This window comes from Nitrobacter sp. NHB1 (genome assembly GCF_036964665.1).
Taxonomy (GTDB): Bacteria; Pseudomonadota; Alphaproteobacteria; order Rhizobiales; family Xanthobacteraceae; genus Nitrobacter.
This window is the reverse complement of the sequence record NZ_JBAMDA010000001.1, coordinates 1,478,279-1,494,985: the sequence shown is the minus strand read 5'-3', so window position 1 is coordinate 1,494,985 and position 16,707 is coordinate 1,478,279. Positions and strand designations below refer to the sequence as shown.

The following is a 16,707-nucleotide window of genomic DNA, read 5'->3' as shown; positions in this document are numbered from 1 at the left end:
GCGGTTCGTATGGCGATCAACGGCATCAGCTTCGGCAATACCATCCTCGGCAGCTCGATCCAGAGTCTCAAGGTGCAGATGGCCGATTTGCAGAATCAACTCACCAGCGGCAAGAAGTCGACGACCTATTCGGGCATGGGCGCCAACGAAGGCTTTGCCATCGCCGCGCGCGCGCAACTGTCGAACATCGCCGCGTACACCGACACCATGACGAAGATCAACACCAACATCCAGGTCGCCAACACCGCGTTGCAGGCGCTGTCCGACATCGGCACGCAGTTGCAGACCGCCGCGAACAGCGGATCGCAGGCGCTGAGCAGCGCCGGACAGACCGCGGGCCAGCAGACAGCGGTATCCGAATTCTCATCGATGGTCGGTATTCTGAATACGCAGGCTGGCGACCGCTACATCTTTTCCGGCAGCACGATCTACACGCAGCCGGTGGCGTCGTCGGACCTGATCCTGAACGGCAACGGGGTCGGGCAGGCCGGGTTGAAGCAGGTCATCTCCGAGCGCAACCAGGCCGACCTCGGCGCCAGCGGACTCGGCCGCCTCAACATTTCCTCGCCGACCACGACGTCGGTATCGGTTGCGGAGGATGCGTCGCCTTCGGTTTATGGCCTGAAGCTCGGCAACGTCACCTCGACGCTGACGGGCGCGACCGTCACCAACACGCCGGCGACGGTCAACCTCGCGACCAATCCGGCCGACGGCGACACCGTCAATTTCACCTTCCTGCAGGCCGACGGCACCAGCAAGACCGTTCAACTGACGGCGACGACAACGGTGCCGGCGCCCGCGGGATCGTTCGAGATCGGCGCGACCGCTGCGGCGACCGCCACCAATTTGAATGCGACGCTGACCGCCGCCGAGGCCACCGCGTCGCCTTATGGCGCGCAACTGACCGGCGTCAGCTCAAACGTAGCGGGCGTGACGGTGACGCCGGCGCAGGCCTCGATCGACCTCGGCGCTACCAACCCGGCCGCCGGCGATACCGTGAGCTTCACCTTCAATCTTCCGGACGGCTCCAGCGAAACCGTGCAACTGACAGCGTCCAGCGAGGTGCCGACGCCGGCCGGCAGCTTCGCGATCGGCGCGACGCCCGCGGCGACCGCCGCCAATCTCAACACCCAGCTAACGAAGTCGATCGGAACGCTGGCCAAGACCTCGCTGGTTGCGGCCTCCGCCATCCGGGCGACGCATGATTTCTTCGATTCGCCGCCGCAGCGCGTCGACGTCACCCCGCCGGCGACGCTGGCCACCGCGACCGGCGCTGTGAACGGCACGGCGGCGAACACCGTGCAGTGGTACACCGGCGATGCCGGCACCGGATCGGCGCGCGCGACCTCGAGCGTACGGGTGGATTCGTCGGTAACGGTGCAATACGGCATCCGCGCCAACGAGGACGCCATCCGCTCGCTGATGGAGTCGGCTGCGGTTCTCGCGGCGGTGACGACGTCGCCGACCGATCCGAACGGCGCCAACCAGATCTCGGCGCTCAACGCGCGCATTGCGCAGAACCTGACGGTCACGCCCGGCAAGCAGAGCATCCAGGACATCCAGGCCGATCTCGCCAACGCGCAGACGGTGATGAAGGACGCGACCGCGCGGCAGACACTGACGCAGGCGACGATGCAGAACATCGTCGATCAGGCCGAGAATGTCTCCACCGATCAGGTCGCGAGCCAGTTGCTGGCGTTGCAGACCGATCTGCAGGCCTCCTACCAGACGACCTCGATGCTCTCGCAGCTCAGCCTGGTGAAGTTCCTGCCGATCGGCTGACGACTGGAATTAGGTTCTGAACCGTGGCAATTTACAGCCTGGCAGGAAATTCGAGCCCCGCAGCCTCGAATTGGATTGCTTAGGTCAAGTTGGGTTCGGGGACCGGGAATGAACTTCGAGACGTCCGGGGATATGCTCCGGCAGCGCGCGCGCAATAAGCTGGGTCGCGCGGCGTGACCGCCGTACGGCGCGACGGGCCGCCACCGGGACGGCCGGGTGCACAGCCTGATGTCGGCGAGACACTCGATCCGGACGACTGGGGCGTACTGCGCGAGCAGGGGCACCGGATGCTCGACGATATGTTCGATTACATCGCCGGCGTTCGCGAGCGCCCGGTGTGGAGGCCTATCCCTGCGGAGACGCGTGCGCGTTTTCGCGAGGAGCTGCCGCGTGCAGGCGGCGATCTCGACGACATCTATCGGGAGTTTGCCGACCACATCGCGCCGTATGTCGCCGGCAACGTCCATCCCGGCTTCATGGGGTGGGTCAACGGGGGTGGCACCGCCGTCGGGATGCTGGCCGAGATGCTGGCGGCCGGGTTGAACGCCAATCTCGGCGGCCGCGATCACGTTCCGATCGAGGTCGAGCGCCAGATCGTTCTGTGGGTGCGGCAGATGTTCGGCTTTCCCGATACCGCGAGCGGCATCTTCGTCACGGGAACATCGATGGCGAACCTGATGGGGGTGCTGGTGGCGCGCGCGGCGCGGCTCGGCCCGTCCGTGCGCCAGCGGGGGCTGTCGGATCGCGGCGCCGGTCTCACCGCCTATACGTCGGCGGCGACGCACGGTTGCATCGCGCAGGCCATGGACCTCGCCGGCTTCGGCACTGACGCGCTGCGGCGGATTCCGGTCGATCGCTGCCATCGCATCGATGTCGATGCGTTGCGTGCGCAAGTGGCTGCCGATCGCACCGCCGGTCTTGAACCGTTTCTGGTGATCGGATCGGCCGGGACGGTCGACATCGGGGCGATCGACGATCTGGCGGCGTTGCATGTGCTGTGCCGCGACGAGAACCTGTGGCTGCATATCGACGGCGCGTACGGCGCGCTCGGTATCCTGTCGCCTGAGATCGCGCCGCGCCTCGCCGGCATCGAGAGCGCCGACTCCATTGCTTTCGATTTCCACAAATGGGGGCAGGTGCCCTATGACGCGGGCTTCCTCCTCGTCCGCGACGGCGAGCAGCACCGTCGGACGTTTGCGGCGCCGGCGGCGTATCTGCGCCGGGAAACGCGCGGGCTCGCGGCGGGCTCGCCGTGGCCGTGCGACTACGGGCCGGACATGTCGCGCGGATTTCGCGCGCTGAAGACGTGGTTCACGTTGAAAGCCTACGGCATCGACAAGCTCGGCGCGACGATCGCCCGGACCTGCGCGCTCGCGCGCTGCCTCGAAGCGAAGATCGCCGCCGAGCCGAAGCTCGAATTGCTGGCGCCGGTGCAACTCAACATCGTGTGCTTCCGCTATCGGTCCGACGATGCCGACAGGGTCAATGCCGAGATCGTCGCATCGCTGCACGAGTCGGGTATAGCGGCGCCGTCCACGACCACGCTCGACGGCCGGCTCGCGATCCGCGCGGCGATCGTCAACCATCGCACCGGGATGCGCGACATCGAAGCGTTGGTGTCGGCGGTGCTGGAATTCGGCGCGCGCGAATCCGAATCTCGCGAATCCGAATCTCACGAATCGGAGACTCGCGAAGCCGGACGCTGAGCTGCGCTCGGGCGCAGGTTCAAGCTCAAGTTCAGGCGGAGCGCTGCGCCCTGGCGTCGGGGCGGTCGGCGGTGCTGTCGTTCATGTCCGCCAGCGTCTTCTCATAGGCGATCAGTTTCTTGACCTCCTTGAGCGCCTTGTAGAGGTCGCCGTTGAGGATGTCGTTGTTGATGCCCTCGATGATCGGCCATGCGCCGGGCATGGTCGTGATGACGTCGCGCAACAGGCTGAAATAGGTGCTGTGATTGATCTGCGGCTCGGGCGCGAGATACATCAGCTGCACGGCGAGATAGATCAGCTTGGCCGGCGTATTGGCGGTTTCCGGCGTCAGGATATCCTTTTCGCGCAGGATCGGAGTGCGGCCGCCTTCGATCAGCAGCCTGGCGCGCTGATCGGTGTTGGTGATGACGCACGCGCCGATGATGATCCGCTCATGCGGGCGAAGCTCAACCTTCAGCGCCATGATAGCTCTCCTGTGGCGTTTCGGGATCCTGTGACGCCGGGATGTGCGTTGCCGCAAGCAGCCCGAATAACGTCCATATTCAACCGACGCCGCGATCCTTTCCGATCATGGTTAACGCCGTATTAACGGGGGCGGCGGGGCGCCATCGATGGCCGCAGGAAACTGCAATGTTCACAAGGGCATCATGGTGGCGAATGATCCGACGGCCCGTGGCGAAGCGCCGAAAGCGCATCGACGTTCATTCGAACTGTGCCGCGCAAGTTCATGTTTTTTTTAGAGTCCTGGTTCCAGGGTTGCGTTGTCGTCCGATGGAAACGATCGGCGCAACGTACACGAATGTTCACACCAGAAAGGTATGACAAATGTCCGGTATCGTTCTCTCGGCGTCAGTTCGCCAGAACCTCCTCTCCCTCCAGTCCACCGCCGATCTGCTCTCCACCACGCAGAATCGTCTTGCCACCGGCAACAAGGTCAACTCGGCGCTCGACAATCCGACCAACTTCTTCACCGCGCAGGGCCTCGACAACCGCGCCGGCGACATCAACAACCTGCTCGACTCGATCGGCAACGGCGTGCAGGTGCTGCAGGCTGCCAACACCGGCATCACCTCGCTGCAGAAGCTGGTCGATACCGCCAAGTCGATCGCCAACCAGGCGCTGCAGACGCCGTCGGGCTATTCCACGAAGTCTCAAGCCAGCGCCACCATCACCGGCGCGACCGCGTCGAACCTGCTCGGCGGAACGACGACCGCGGCAACCAACGCCAAGGTCACGAGCACTGTCGATCTGTCATCCGCTCAGGTCGACGCTTCGGGCGGCGCAATCACCTTCTCGGTCAACAGTCAGTCGGTGACCTTGTCGACAACCGGCGGCACTGCCAGCGACGGCAAATATTCGCTTTCCGATCTTGAAGCGGCGATCAACACCCAGGTCGGCACCTCTGCCAAAGTGAATGCCACGGACGATGGTTCGGGCCATCTCGTGCTGACCAGCACGAATACTGCGGGTGCATCCGATGCCATCACGCTCGGTGGCACCACCACGGGCGTGTTCGGCGCCACCCCCACGGTGACCGCCGGCACCGACGCAAGCACCACGGGCGGTCTGTCTGGCCTCCAACTGACGATCGGTTCGACCGCCGGCGGTCAGGCCCTCGACATCACCTTCGGCGCCGGCACCCAGACCTACGACAGTTCCACCGGCGTCGCCACCAATGTCAGCACGCTCGACCAACTCAATACCGTGCTGACCAACAACAACCTGAGCGCATCGATCGATTCGACCGGCAAGCTCACGATCACCACGACCAACGACTATGCGTCGACGACGATCGGCGCGCTCGCCGGTTCGGCCACTGGTACGGGGCCGTTCACGGCCGGTGCGGGTTCCGCCCCGGTTGCCGACGCCAACGTACAGAATACCCGTGGCACGCTGATCAGCCAGTACAATGCGGTGATCGATCAGATCAGGACGACCGCGCAGGATTCTTCCTTCAACGGCGTCAACCTGATCAACGGTGATCAGCTCAAGCTGGTGTTCAACGAAACCGGCAAGTCCACCCTGACCATTCAGGGCGTGACCTTCGATCCGGCCGGTCTCGGCCTGTCCTCGCTGACGTCGGGCACCGACTTCCTCGACAACGCCACGACCAACAAGGTTCTGGACTCGCTCAACAACGCGTCCGGCACGCTGCGCTCGCAGGCTTCGACCTTCGGTTCGAACCTGTCGATCGTGCAGATCCGTCAGGACTTCAACAAGAACCTGATCAACGTGCTGCAGACCGGCTCAAGCAACCTGACGCTGGCCGACACCAACGAGGAAGCGGCCAACAGCCAGGCGCTGTCGACCCGCCAGTCGATTGCAGTGTCCGCGCTGGCGCTGGCCAACCAGTCGAACCAGAGCGTGTTACAGTTGCTGCGCTAATCGTAAGCGACTTATCAGACAACGGAAACGGCGGGGGAAACCCCGCCGTTTTTGCGTTTGCCGATTCCGTAACCTCATTCTGGTTTGGATTATCAGCGGCTGCTCACAACATCTTGAAAAACAAGAAAAACATTTTATGACGCGGCGGTTCGGATTCTTGAATCCTGCGTTGAGCACAGCGCCCTAAAGCCACCATCTGCCTCGCATTTTGTCGTTCGAATTCAGAAAGCGCTTCAGATGTCACGGACGGACGGAGGGCGGGGTGCCGAAGCGTCGATGGCGGGGCATTAATCTGCTGTTAACCATAAATTAAAACGTCTCGTTCACCTTTCCGACAAGGAACCGGCTCCTCCGTAATGAGCCGGTGTCCGCCTACGTCAGGGAAGGGCCAGACATGTCCGACATCGTTCTCTCGGCATCCGTTCGCCAGAATCTGCTCTCGTTGCAGTCCACCGCCGATCTGCTGGCGACGACGCAGAATCGGCTCTCCACGGGCAAGAAGGTCAACACGGCCCTCGACAACCCGACCAATTATTTCACTGCCGCCGCGCTCGACAACCGCGCCAACGACATCAGCAATCTGCTCGACGGCATCGGCAACGGCGTGCAGGTGTTGCAGGCCGCCAACACCGGCCTGACCTCGCTGCAGAAGCTGGTCGACACCGCGAAGTCGGTCGCCAATCAGGTTCTGCAATCACAAGTCGGCTATTCGCAGAAGTCGTCGGTGGCGAGCCTGCCCGTGACGGGCGCGACCGCGCTCGATCTCAGAGGCACGACGCCGTTCACAAATGCCGCCGCGACGCCCGGCACCGCCCTGAAGACCGGCACCGCCAACGCCGCCGCAACCGGCGTCACCCTTATCAGTGCGCTGACCGACGGCGCGGTCGTGACGCCGACCGGCCCTGCGGCCGGCGACAGCTTTTCCGTCAACGGCAAGACCGTCACGTTCGCCGCGTCCGGCGCGGCGACCACCGACGCCTCCGGCAACGTCACGATCGGCATCGACCAGACGCTGAGCGCGCTGACCGGCGTGATCGATGCGCTGGACGGCAACACCGCGCCCGCCACGGCATCGTCGGTCAACGGCAGCGGGCAGATCGCGCTCAACACCGGCATCGCTCATGACCTGACGCTGACGGACTCCACGCCGGCCGGCGTGCTCGCAAAGCTCGGCCTGAGTGCGGGAACGACGGCGCGCGGCGGCGGCGCGGGGAACCTCGACGGCAAGACGCTGACGATCGGGGCAACCGGCGGCGGTGTTGCGACCAGCATCACGTTCGGCGACGGCACCAACGGCACCGTCAAAAGCCTCAACGGCCTGAACGCACAGCTCGCCTCCAACAATCTTCAGGCCTCGATCGACGCGACGGGCGTGATCACGATCTCGACCTCCAACGAGGCCGCCGCCGCGACCATCGGTACGATCGGCGGGACCGCGGCCGGCGCAGGCTATGCGTTCAACGGCCTGGTCGCCGGCGCGCCTGTTGAAGACGCTTCGGTTCAGGCGTCCCGCGCCGGGCTCGTCAATCAGTACAACAACATCATTCAGCAGATCAACACGACGACGGCGGACGCGTCGTTCAACGGCATCAATCTGCTCAATGGCGACACGCTGAAGCTCATCTTCAACGAGACCGGAAAGTCCGTGCTCACCATCAACGGCACCAGCACCAACGCCGCTGGCCTCGGCCTGGCGTCGCTGACGGCGGGCACCGACTTCCTGGACAACGGCTCTGCCAACAGCGTGATCGCGAACCTCGACAAGGCGTCGAGCACGCTGCGCGCGCAGGCCTCGACGCTCGGCGCAAACCTGTCGATCGTGCAGATCCGTCAGGACTTCTCGAAGAACCTGATCAACGTGTTGCAGACCGGCTCAAGCAACCTGACGCTCGCCGACACCAACGAGGAAGCGGCGAACAGCCAGGCGCTGTCGACCCGCCAGTCGATTGCGGTGTCCGCGTTGGCGCTGGCCAACCAGTCGCAGCAGAGCGTGCTGCAACTGCTGCGCTGATGACGCGAGGCGCGACGTCGCACGGCGGTCGCAAGTGTCCCGCCTGCCATTTTTTTGGCGCAAGTGGAAACGCCGGGTAACCTATTCTAAAGGCGGCTCCGGTAGACATATCAGCAGCGCCGAAGCGCGCGCGCCCGCTATTTTTCCCCCGAGGTCTTGAATGTCGAACGCTGCTCAAGCCTACGCCCGGACGGCTCAAACCTCGTCGTCTCCCCGTGAAATCGAGGCTCAGGCTTTGCTGAAGGCAGCGCGACAGCTTCAGGAGATCCAGAACAACTGGCAGGGTCCGGACAAGAACATGCACGAAGCGCTGCTGTTCAACCGCCGTCTGTGGTCGATCTTCATGAGCGCAGCGGACAGCAACGACAACCAGCAGCCGCTGGAGGTCCGCCAGAACATCGCCAACATCGGCGTCTTCGTGATGAAGCAGACGGTCGACATGCAGATGAATCCCGACCCCGCGAAGCTGAAGTCGCTGATCGACATCAACTGCAATCTCGCAGCGGGTTTATCCGGGCGGGCGTAACGCCTGCCTTCACCGACGGAGCCGGGTCATGGCCGACATCATGAGCATTCTGTCGGCGAACTACACGACGGTCGGGCAGAACGTCAATCTCGACACCGGAAAGTATGTCGCTGTCGATCCCAAGGCCTTCGAGGGCACCTGGAGCGGCAAGTACGCCAACCAGAAGCCGTTCTCGGTGACGATTTCGAACGTCAACGGGTTCCATGCCAAAGCCAAGTACCAGTACGGCAGCACGATCAAGTACCAGGACGTGCTGATCAAGAATAATTCCTTCCGCGTCGGCGATTCAAAGTTCGTGCTGACAAAAGCCGGCACCGCGCAGGTCAGCACGGTCATGACGGATCCGGCGACGGGTGCGAGTACGCTCGAGACGGCTTACGTCCAACAGGGCTGATCGGTCGCGCGGCTGCATCTCGGTTCGGCCGTCGCAAGCCAGAGCGTTTCCCGGTGAAGCGGAAATCGGTTCACCGTAAGGAAATGCGACCAATAAGGCGCGCGCGGTTACGCCTGCCGATCGGTCGCGGGGTCCTGCGCGCGCTCGGCCTTCACAAGATCGAGCGCGCGGAAATAGGCGCGCCGCCGCAGCATCGCCTCGTCGGGGAACTGCTTGACGACGAGACTCGTCCGGTTGTCGACTACCTGGTAGACGACCGAGGCGGCGTCGCGATCGACGACCACTTGACGGGACAGCGTATCGCCCGAGGCCTGCGGATCGTTACGGATGCGCGCGCTTACGTCCGCCGCCGTGACGCTCTGGCTCGGCGGAAGTTGAGTCGCGACGGCATCGCCAGCGGCGCTGCCCGCCGGCTGAACGATTGGTGTCGCGACCGGCGCCCCGACCGGTTTGATGCTGAAATCCGTGCCCATGGTCGCCTCCAGGCTCCCTTCGAGTCAAATCCCAACCCCCTTTAGGCCGCAAGCCTAACGCCCGTCTCTCAACGCCACGTTAGAAAACGTGTTCAACACCGTGCTGCCGGCGACGCGGCAATTTGAATCAAATGGATACGAATGCACGAGGGCAGGGCAGCCCAAGCGGCGATCTGGAGTCTTGCAAGACAAAAAATATCGGCTAGTCAGGATGCCATTCTCGACCACGCGGAATCTGCGCGACCTCCGGCGTCATGCGCGGGCTTGACCCGCGCACCCATCTCCCTTCAAAAAATGATGGATTGCCGGGCGTAGGCAAGCGGAAGCGACGCCGTTCTTCGAACGGCTATGCCCGGCAATGACGATGATCGGGAGGTTTTCGTTCGAACGTGAAAACGCGCTACAGCGACCGGCTCACCGCGATCGGGATCGTGTGCTGGCGCGGCGGCGTGCTGCGCTGGCCGTTTGCCGTATAGGTCTGCGGCATGGTGCGGCGCTGCGCCTCGGCGCTGACGCCGCGCACGATGCCTTCGGAGACCGCGTGCGCGGTCGCGAGCACCGTCAGGTTCACCTGGAGGATCGCGCGGAACGTGTCGTGGTGGCGTTGCAGGGCGGTGAGCAGCTCGGGCGTGGCTTGCGTCATGTAGGCCTGACTGCTCTTGAAATGGCTGATGGCGGCGGCGTAGCGGCGCGACAGTTCGCTCTTCTGTTTCTCGAGCGCCATGCCCTCGCGAATCTTGCCGGCGCGCACCAGTTCGGTTTCGCGCTCGATGACGGCGAGCAGCGCATTCATGGTGTCGAGCATGTCGTCGGCGAGTTTGCGTGCGTCCGCCGGCGTCGCGGCGGGCGGCGGGGCGGGGGACGGCTGTTGCGCATGTGGGGTCGCCGTCATGGGGTCTCCTTCGGAGCCGGCTGGTTCGCCTGGGTCTGGTTCGCCTGTTGCATGATGAGGGTGCGGAACACCGCGTCGGACACGCCGACGCCGCCGGCCTTGGCGAACGATTTGGAATACTGCTCGGTGAGCATCGAGCGCCATACTCCGGTGCCCGGCGTGTCGCCGAACGGGCCTTCGCCCTTCAGGCCCGTGGTCATCTGCGAGAACATCGAATTGAGGAACATCGCCTCGAAATCCTGCGAGGTCGCCCTGGCTTTCTGAACCACCTGCGGAGAAACTTTTTCCAGCGCCTGCGCGAGCTGCGGATCGGGGCGGCCGTTCGGCATCGGCATCATCGCCTTGCGCGGGATGCTGGGATAGGCGCTCGCGATCAGGTTGCCGTCGATCTGGGGCTGCATTTGCATTACATCACCTCGATGTCGGCTTCGATCGCGCCGGCCGCCTTGATCGCCTGCAGAATGCCGATCAGGTCGCGCGGCCCGATGCCGAGGCCGTTGAGTCCGTCGACCAGCCCTTGAAGCGAGACGCCGTTCTTGACCAGCGCGAGCTTCTTGCCGTCCTCGGTCACGCCGACGGCGGTGCGCGGCGTCACCACCGTGCGTCCGCGCGACAGCGGATTGGGCTGGCTGACCTGCGGACTCTCGGAGATGGATACGGTGAGGTTGCCTTGCGCCACCGCGACGGTGGCGACGCGGACATCGCGCCCCATCACGATGATGCCGGAGCGCTCGTCGATGATGATCTTTGCCGCAATGTCCGGCTCGACCTGCAACTGTTCGATTTCGGTCAGGAGCGCGACGACGTTGCCCTTGAATTCCGCCGGGATGGAGAGTTGGACGGTGGACGGATCGATCGGCTCGGCGGTCTTGGTGCCGAGGAAATCGTTGACCGCGGCGGCGATGCGCTTGGCGGTGGTGAAATCGCTGTTGCGCAACGCCAGCCGAACGTTCGGCATCTTGTTCAGCGCGAACTCGATCTCGCGTTCGACGATGGCGCCGTTGGCGATGCGCCCGTTGGTCGGCACCCCCTTGGTGACGCTGGCGGCGGCGCCTTCGGCGGAAAAGCCGCCGATCGCGAGCGAGCCCTGCGCCACCGCATAGACATTGCTGTCGGCGCCGAGCAGCGGCGTGACCAGCAGGGTGCCGCCTTGCAGGCTCTTGGCGTCGCCCATCGCCGACACCGTGACGTCCATGCGGGTGCCCTGGGTGGCGAAGGCCGGCAGGTTGCCGGTCACCATGACGGCGGCGACGTTGCCGGTGCGGATGGTGGCGCCGCGAATGTTGACGCCCATGCGTTCCAGCATCGCCTGCAGCGACTGCTTGGTGAAGGGGATGTTGTTGAGGGTGTCGCCGGTGCCGTTGAGGCCGACCACGAGGCCGTAGCCGATCAACTGGTTTTGCCGCACGCCTTCGATGTTCGCGAGATCCTTGATCCGCGAGGTCGCGTGCGCAGGCGTCATCAGCGGCGCCAGCGCGACAAGCGCCGCGACGGCGATCCGGACGATCCTTGAAATACCAACGCCAGGCATCCTCTGCTCCCCGCTGAGGGTTCGGTCCGGCTGGCCGCCACTCCCATGACGGTCATCCGCCGTTAACCATGCGAGGGCCGTGCCATCGCGGCCTCTCGCCTATAATATTGAGATCGTTGGAGTATTGATGCGGCGGGCCGATCTCTGCCGGCGAGAGGGAGCGGCGAAGTTGCCGTCATCGGCAATTTTTGCCGGGCGTTCACGCTTCGTTAACCATAACGGTCCACGGTTCCCGTGCTGATCATCCGGCGCGGCATTCCGTCCGGCGGCGGGCGGCCAGGCGCCCGAACCGGCGTGACGCGGTTCGTGACCATCACAAATCGGTGAGAGGCGGCGATGCGAATTTATGGAGCGAACGGCACGACGCAGGCGACGCCAGCCACCGCCGCGCGGCGGACCGGTGGAAGCGAATTTTCCCTGCCGGAGTTGACCGCGACCACGGAAAACCGGGCCGCCACCGCGCCGAAGGCCACCGCGAACCTCGATGCGCTGCTGGCGTTGCAGGGTGTCGAGGAAGATCCGGTGGAACGGCGCAAGCGCTCGGTGAAGCGCGGCAGGGGCGCGCTCGACGTGCTCGACGATCTCAAGATCGGCCTGCTGTCCGGTAATTTCGACTCCTCGACGGTGACGCGGCTGCGCGCCGCCGCCGCCGATCTGAAATCGTCCTCTGGCGATGCCGGTCTCGATGAGGTGCTGTCGGAGATCGAATTGCGGGTCGAGGTCGAACTCGCCAAAGCCGGGCAATACTGAGAGCCGCAAGGCGCGCCGGGGCCGGAGAAGCCTGCCTCGATCTGCTCCGGCGGAACGGGCCGAGTTGAAGGTTCCCCTCGCCATCGGGCGCCTTTTATTTTGACGCGTTTTCTTGACGCGAACCGGTACCCGTCCCCGGGTCAAGCCCGAGGACGTGCTTCGCTCGAAAACGCTATCGCGGCGGTTGCGGGCCGGCCGGTTCCGGTCCGGGATCGACCGGTTTCTGGCCGGGCAGGGCTATAAATGGCTGGATTTCCATCGCCCGAACTGTCGGGGCCGCGTCTTTCGGCGCTGCGATATTGTTTGTCACAGACGGCCGCTATATAAGCTCCGCCGCAGCCGGACCGTCCGGCGCCTTGCACGGGCTATGGAATGCATTTTGAAAAATTGAAGAATTACAGGCCCTCCGACAAAGAGCCGTTCATGAATGAGCGCCAGCGTGAGTATTTCCGCGCCAAGCTGCTGGCATGGAAGGACGAAATCCTCCGGGAATCGAAGGTCACGCTGCAGACGCTTCAGGAAGAAAACGTCAATCATCCCGATCTCGCGGATCGCGCGTCCTCAGAAACAGACCGCGCCATCGAACTGCGGGCCCGCGACCGGCAGCGCAAGCTGATTTCCAAGATCGACGCCGCCTTGCAGCGGATCGAGGACAACACCTACGGCTATTGCGAGGAAACCGGCGAGCCGATCTCGCTGAAGCGGCTTGAGGCCCGTCCGATCGCGACGCTCTCGGTCGAGGCCCAGGAGCGTCACGAGAAGCGCGAAAAGATCTATCGGGACGAGTAGCACCGGCGGAAAGCCGGATTTCACGCCTCGCTATTGGAACGTCTCCCGCTGCTCGTCGGTCAGGCCGGCCAGCACCTGCCTCGCCTGGCTGTAGCCGGCGGCGACCACTTCCTCGAAACGACTCCAGTCCAGCAGGCGACCTTCGGCGATGCGCGGCCGGAACAACAGGTCGGTGAACTGTCCCATCGCCTTCTGCTTCGAAAGCGAGGTGATGAAGGACGACCGCAGCAGCGTCTCCGGCACGCTCGGCAGAGGGTAGCGTCGCTTCGCGCGCGGCCTGAGCTTGTCGCGCAGCAAGGCGAGCACTCCCGGCACGCCGTCGATGTCGAACACCTGCTCGCGGTCGACCGAGAGATCGACGCCGATGATGCGGCCGGCGCCGAGCTGCGCCATCACATCGACCGGAAAATTATTGAACGTGCCGCCGTCGTACATCATGTGGCCGCCGACGAACACCGGCGGCAGTGCGCCGGGGATCGCGTAGCTTGCGCCGACGTTGCGGACAAGGTCGCCGCGCAGCAGCACGGCTTCGCGGCCGGTCGAGAAGTCCGACGCCATCGTGAAGAAGGTGGTCCAGCAATCCTCGCTGTCGACCGCATCCTGGCCGGTGGCATCGCGCACGGCCTGCGCCGTCGCGCTGCGCGAACGCGCGCCCTTGATCAGCGACACCAGCGGGATGAAGTTGTAGTCGCCGGTCACGTTGCCCGTCGGATGCAGGGGGAACGCCTTGCGGACGGCGGCTGCGACCTCGTCCGCGCTGCGTCCGAGCGCCAGCACCATGCCCATCACCGCGCCGATCGAGCTGCCGCCGAGCATGTCGACGGGAATGCCGGCTTCTTCCAGCGCCTTGATGACCCCGACATGGGCGAAGCCGCGCGCACCGCCGCCCGACAGCACGAGCCCGATGCCGCGTCCGGAGACGATGCGAGCGATGCGACGCATGTCGCTCTGCAACTGCGGACGAATGTGAAAGTGCCGCGCGGCCGGCCGCACATCCAGCCATCGCGCCGTGCCGGTTGGACTCGTCGTATCGGCCTTGTGCAGCAGGACCAGCGTCTGCCGCGCGATCGAGAGGGGTGCTGCCGGCGACAGGCAGGCCCGCTCGACGGCGGACCGGTCGGGCTCGCGACCGGCGTCGGCAAGCAGCAGGATCTCGTCGGCATGGCGCAGGCAGAAACGGGTCCATGCGGTGTTGTGGCCGTCGGCTGCGAGATACACCGCGCGGCTTCGGGCCTCGATCTCGTCGATATAGCCGGCAAGCGCATCGTGGCGCCGTCCGGCCGGGTGGGCCGGAGTGGTGCCGAAGCGCTCGGCGATGTCATCGGCGGTAACTACTGTCACCGGCCTTGCCTCTGCGGCTTGCGCGTCGCGCAGGCTTTGCGCGAAATCAGCGGAATCCAGCCCGGACGTGACCGGCAGGATGCAGATGTTCACCGGCACCAACGGCGCCTGGCGCTCGCGCTCGTGATGGCGGAATCGCCGGATCACGGTCCGCATCATCGACATTTCGATTTTGGGATCCTGCATGATCGCGCGCTCGATCGTCGCGCGCGTCACTTTGACCAGCAGGGTATCGCGCACCGCCACCACCGTCGCCGAGCGCGGCTCGCCGGTGAGCAGCGCAAGCTCGCCGACGGTCTCGCCGCGCCCGATCTCGCCCAGAATTTTCCGTACACCGGATTCGGTTTCGGAAAAGGCTTGCAGCCGCCCGGACACGACCAGGTACACGTCGTCGCTGATGTCGCCCTGGTGCAGCAGGGTCATGCCGGAGGCGAGATGGACATATTCGGCCTCGGACTGGATGGTGCGCAGGATCCCGGCGCTGGCGGACGCAAAGTAGCTGCGAAGGACGGTCTGGAGCAGCGCGTCGCGTTGCTGAAGATCGGGATCGGTTTCCGGCGTCAAAACCGCAACTCCTTGTCTGCACGCGCCGTCGCGAGTTCAATCCGGTCAAGCATCAAGCATAATTCAGAACGCCGGTCGATGAACGGAATTCTTGCCGCAGCGCATCGTCATTGCCGGGGCTTGACCCGGCAATCCATCAGTTCCGAAAGAAGTCGGATGCGCGGGCCATACATAGGCGAGCGGAAGCGACGCCGTTCTGCGAACAGCGAAGCCCGCGCATCACGCCGAGGCCATCGGGCTGGTTCAGGAGTAGTTGAGAACCGCTTCAGTCGCGGCCGACCTTGCCGGGGAATCCGGGCATGGTGGGGCTGTCGCCCCTCAGGCCGCTTGGCACAGCGCCGGTGCCGATGGTGCCGGGCCGCGATGTGTTCGGCACGCCCGGCTGGTTCGTCACGCCGGTATTAAGGCGCGGTGACGGCGCCGGCGTCACGAATGGCGCTGAAGGCATCTGCCCGTGCCCATGACCTCTGCGGTGGCGCGCCTGTGCCACGTCCGGAATCACGCTCAGGCAAATGGCAAGGATGATCAGGATGCGGATGGCGAAAGTCATTGGACGCTCCGGCGGTCTTCAGTGCGAAATCTCACGTAAATATATATATCCATCCAAGTCGCAGCGTGCAGGCCGGTTTCATTAAATTTCGTTGATTGTCCGTTTGAACGATGCCTGATCTTTCCGCAAATAGACACGGCCCCCGGCAGGGGAGCTGCCGGAGGCCGCAACACCGGACGACGCGTGGCATCGCCGGGGAGTCACCGTCTCGCGCTTAAGGTTCGCGACACGGCGGGGAGCTGGTAAAGAGCTAGAACGGTAGCAGCACGTCCATGACCTGCTGACCGTAGCGTGGCTGCTGGACGTCGCTGATCTGGCCGCGGCCGCCGTAGGAGATGCGGGCCTGCGCGATCTTGCTGGAGTCGATGGTGTTGTCGCTCTGGATATCCTCGGGCCGCACGATGCCTGCGACGATCAGTTCGCGGATTTCCAAGTTGACGCGGATTTCCTGCCTGCCTTCGACCACGAGGTTGCCGTTCGGCAGCACCTGGGTCACCACGGCGGCGACGCTGGTCTGCAGGTTTTCCTGGCGCTGCACCGAGCCTTTGCCGTCGCTCGAGGCGGTGGAGTCGGCGGTCAGCAGCCGGCCGGGCAGCACTTTCTGCGCGGTCACGCCCATCAGCTTGGAGCCGGCGAAATCGGTGATGCCGGAGTCTTCCTTGTTGGTGCGGCTGCGCTGGGTCTCGTTGGCGATGTTGGCCTTGTCGGTGAAATTCACGGTGACGGTCAGGAGGTCGCCGACCCGCGAGGCGCGCTGATCCTTGAAGAACGCGCGCGAGCCGTTCCGCCACAGCGAGTTGGCGTTGTACGACGCCGTCTCCGGCTTCGGCATCGGCATCTGCACGGGCTTGTAGCCAGGCTGCGTCGTCGGATTGTCGATCGCGGTCAGTTTTGGCCGTTCGCCGATTTGCGAGAGGCGATCGATGGACGAGCAACCGCTGGCGAGGCCGGCGGCCGCCAGCAACGTGCCGGTCAGAACGATGCGGTTGATGTTCGCGGACTTCAACATGAAC

The 16,707-nt window shown here is 64.4% G+C and carries 16 protein-coding genes; 8 read left to right on the top strand and 8 right to left on the bottom strand.

Going from position 1 to position 16,707, the window contains the following annotated elements; all coding sequences use genetic code 11:
* Window positions 1-9: 9 nt before the first annotated feature.
* Complete coding sequence (locus tag V4R08_RS07045; RefSeq protein WP_335578692.1) at window positions 10-1,782, top strand: flagellar biosynthesis protein FlgL; 1,773 nt, start codon at window positions 10-12, stop codon at window positions 1,780-1,782.
* A 173-nt stretch (window positions 1,783-1,955) separates the two neighbouring features.
* The gene (locus tag V4R08_RS07040) at window positions 1,956-3,488 is read left to right on the top strand and encodes a pyridoxal phosphate-dependent decarboxylase family protein (protein WP_335578691.1); all 1,533 of its coding nucleotides are present in this window, start codon (window positions 1,956-1,958) and stop codon (window positions 3,486-3,488) included.
* Between the two features lie 31 nt (window positions 3,489-3,519).
* On the opposite strand, the gene flbT is transcribed toward V4R08_RS07040, so the two are convergent.
* A complete protein-coding gene (gene flbT / locus V4R08_RS07035) occupies window positions 3,520-3,951 on the bottom strand; it encodes a flagellar biosynthesis repressor FlbT (RefSeq protein ID WP_335578690.1) in 432 nt (143 codons plus the stop codon).
* Window positions 3,952-4,313: 362 nt separating this feature from the next.
* On the opposite strand from flbT, the gene V4R08_RS07030 reads away from it, so the two are divergent.
* The 4 genes from V4R08_RS07030 (at window position 4,314) to V4R08_RS07015 (ending at window position 8,804) form a co-directional block, all read left to right on the top strand.
* Window positions 4,314-5,873: a flagellin N-terminal helical domain-containing protein gene (locus V4R08_RS07030; protein WP_335578689.1), complete on the top strand. Its 1,560-nt coding sequence runs from the start codon at window positions 4,314-4,316 to the stop codon at window positions 5,871-5,873.
* Between the two features lie 394 nt (window positions 5,874-6,267).
* Window positions 6,268-7,884: a flagellin N-terminal helical domain-containing protein gene (locus V4R08_RS07025; protein ID WP_335578688.1), complete on the top strand. Its 1,617-nt coding sequence runs from the start codon at window positions 6,268-6,270 to the stop codon at window positions 7,882-7,884.
* A gap of 160 nt (window positions 7,885-8,044) precedes the next feature.
* Entirely contained in the window at window positions 8,045-8,410 is a 366-nt protein-coding gene (gene flaF, locus V4R08_RS07020) for a flagellar biosynthesis regulator FlaF (RefSeq protein ID WP_335578687.1), read from the top strand.
* 28 nt (window positions 8,411-8,438) lie between these two features.
* Window positions 8,439-8,804: a hypothetical protein gene (locus V4R08_RS07015; RefSeq protein ID WP_335578686.1), complete on the top strand. Its 366-nt coding sequence runs from the start codon at window positions 8,439-8,441 to the stop codon at window positions 8,802-8,804.
* Between the two features lie 107 nt (window positions 8,805-8,911).
* Here V4R08_RS07015 and V4R08_RS07010 read toward each other — a convergent pair whose 3' ends face one another.
* The 4 genes from V4R08_RS07010 to V4R08_RS06995 all read right to left on the bottom strand — a co-directional run bounded on the left by V4R08_RS07010 (window position 8,912) and on the right by V4R08_RS06995 (window position 11,700).
* Window positions 8,912-9,277 (bottom strand): hypothetical protein, encoded by a 366-nt coding sequence (locus V4R08_RS07010; RefSeq protein WP_335578685.1) that lies wholly within the window; start codon window positions 9,275-9,277, stop codon window positions 8,912-8,914.
* Between the two features lie 400 nt (window positions 9,278-9,677).
* Window positions 9,678-10,169 (bottom strand): hypothetical protein, encoded by a 492-nt coding sequence (locus V4R08_RS07005; RefSeq protein ID WP_335578684.1) that lies wholly within the window; start codon window positions 10,167-10,169, stop codon window positions 9,678-9,680.
* Entirely contained in the window at window positions 10,166-10,570 is a 405-nt protein-coding gene (flgJ, locus tag V4R08_RS07000; protein ID WP_335580205.1) for a flagellar assembly peptidoglycan hydrolase FlgJ, read from the bottom strand. Before flgJ ends, V4R08_RS07005 begins: the two co-directional genes overlap by 4 nt.
* Window positions 10,571-10,575: 5 nt before the next feature.
* Window positions 10,576-11,700, bottom strand: a complete 1,125-nt coding sequence (locus V4R08_RS06995; RefSeq protein ID WP_335578683.1) for a flagellar basal body P-ring protein FlgI — start codon at window positions 11,698-11,700, stop codon at window positions 10,576-10,578.
* 336 nt (window positions 11,701-12,036) lie between these two features.
* Here V4R08_RS06995 and V4R08_RS06990 point away from each other — a divergent pair, with 336 nt between their 5' ends.
* Window positions 12,037-12,450, top strand: a complete 414-nt coding sequence (locus V4R08_RS06990; RefSeq protein ID WP_335578682.1) for a flagellar assembly protein FliX — start codon at window positions 12,037-12,039, stop codon at window positions 12,448-12,450.
* 423 nt (window positions 12,451-12,873) lie between these two features.
* Complete coding sequence (gene dksA, locus V4R08_RS06985; protein ID WP_292618427.1) at window positions 12,874-13,239, top strand: RNA polymerase-binding protein DksA; 366 nt, start codon at window positions 12,874-12,876, stop codon at window positions 13,237-13,239.
* A 30-nt stretch (window positions 13,240-13,269) separates the two neighbouring features.
* Here the strand turns inward: dksA and V4R08_RS06980 are convergent, their stop codons facing one another.
* The 3 genes from V4R08_RS06980 to flgH form a co-directional block, all read right to left on the bottom strand.
* Complete coding sequence (locus V4R08_RS06980; RefSeq protein ID WP_335578681.1) at window positions 13,270-15,144, bottom strand: patatin-like phospholipase family protein; 1,875 nt, start codon at window positions 15,142-15,144, stop codon at window positions 13,270-13,272.
* Between the two features lie 265 nt (window positions 15,145-15,409).
* Entirely contained in the window at window positions 15,410-15,694 is a 285-nt protein-coding gene (locus V4R08_RS06975; protein WP_335578680.1) for a hypothetical protein, read from the bottom strand.
* Between the two features lie 250 nt (window positions 15,695-15,944).
* On the bottom strand, window positions 15,945-16,703 hold the full coding sequence (gene flgH / locus V4R08_RS06970; protein ID WP_335578679.1) for a flagellar basal body L-ring protein FlgH: 759 nt from the start codon (window positions 16,701-16,703) through the stop codon (window positions 15,945-15,947).
* Window positions 16,704-16,707: the final 4 nt, after the last annotated feature.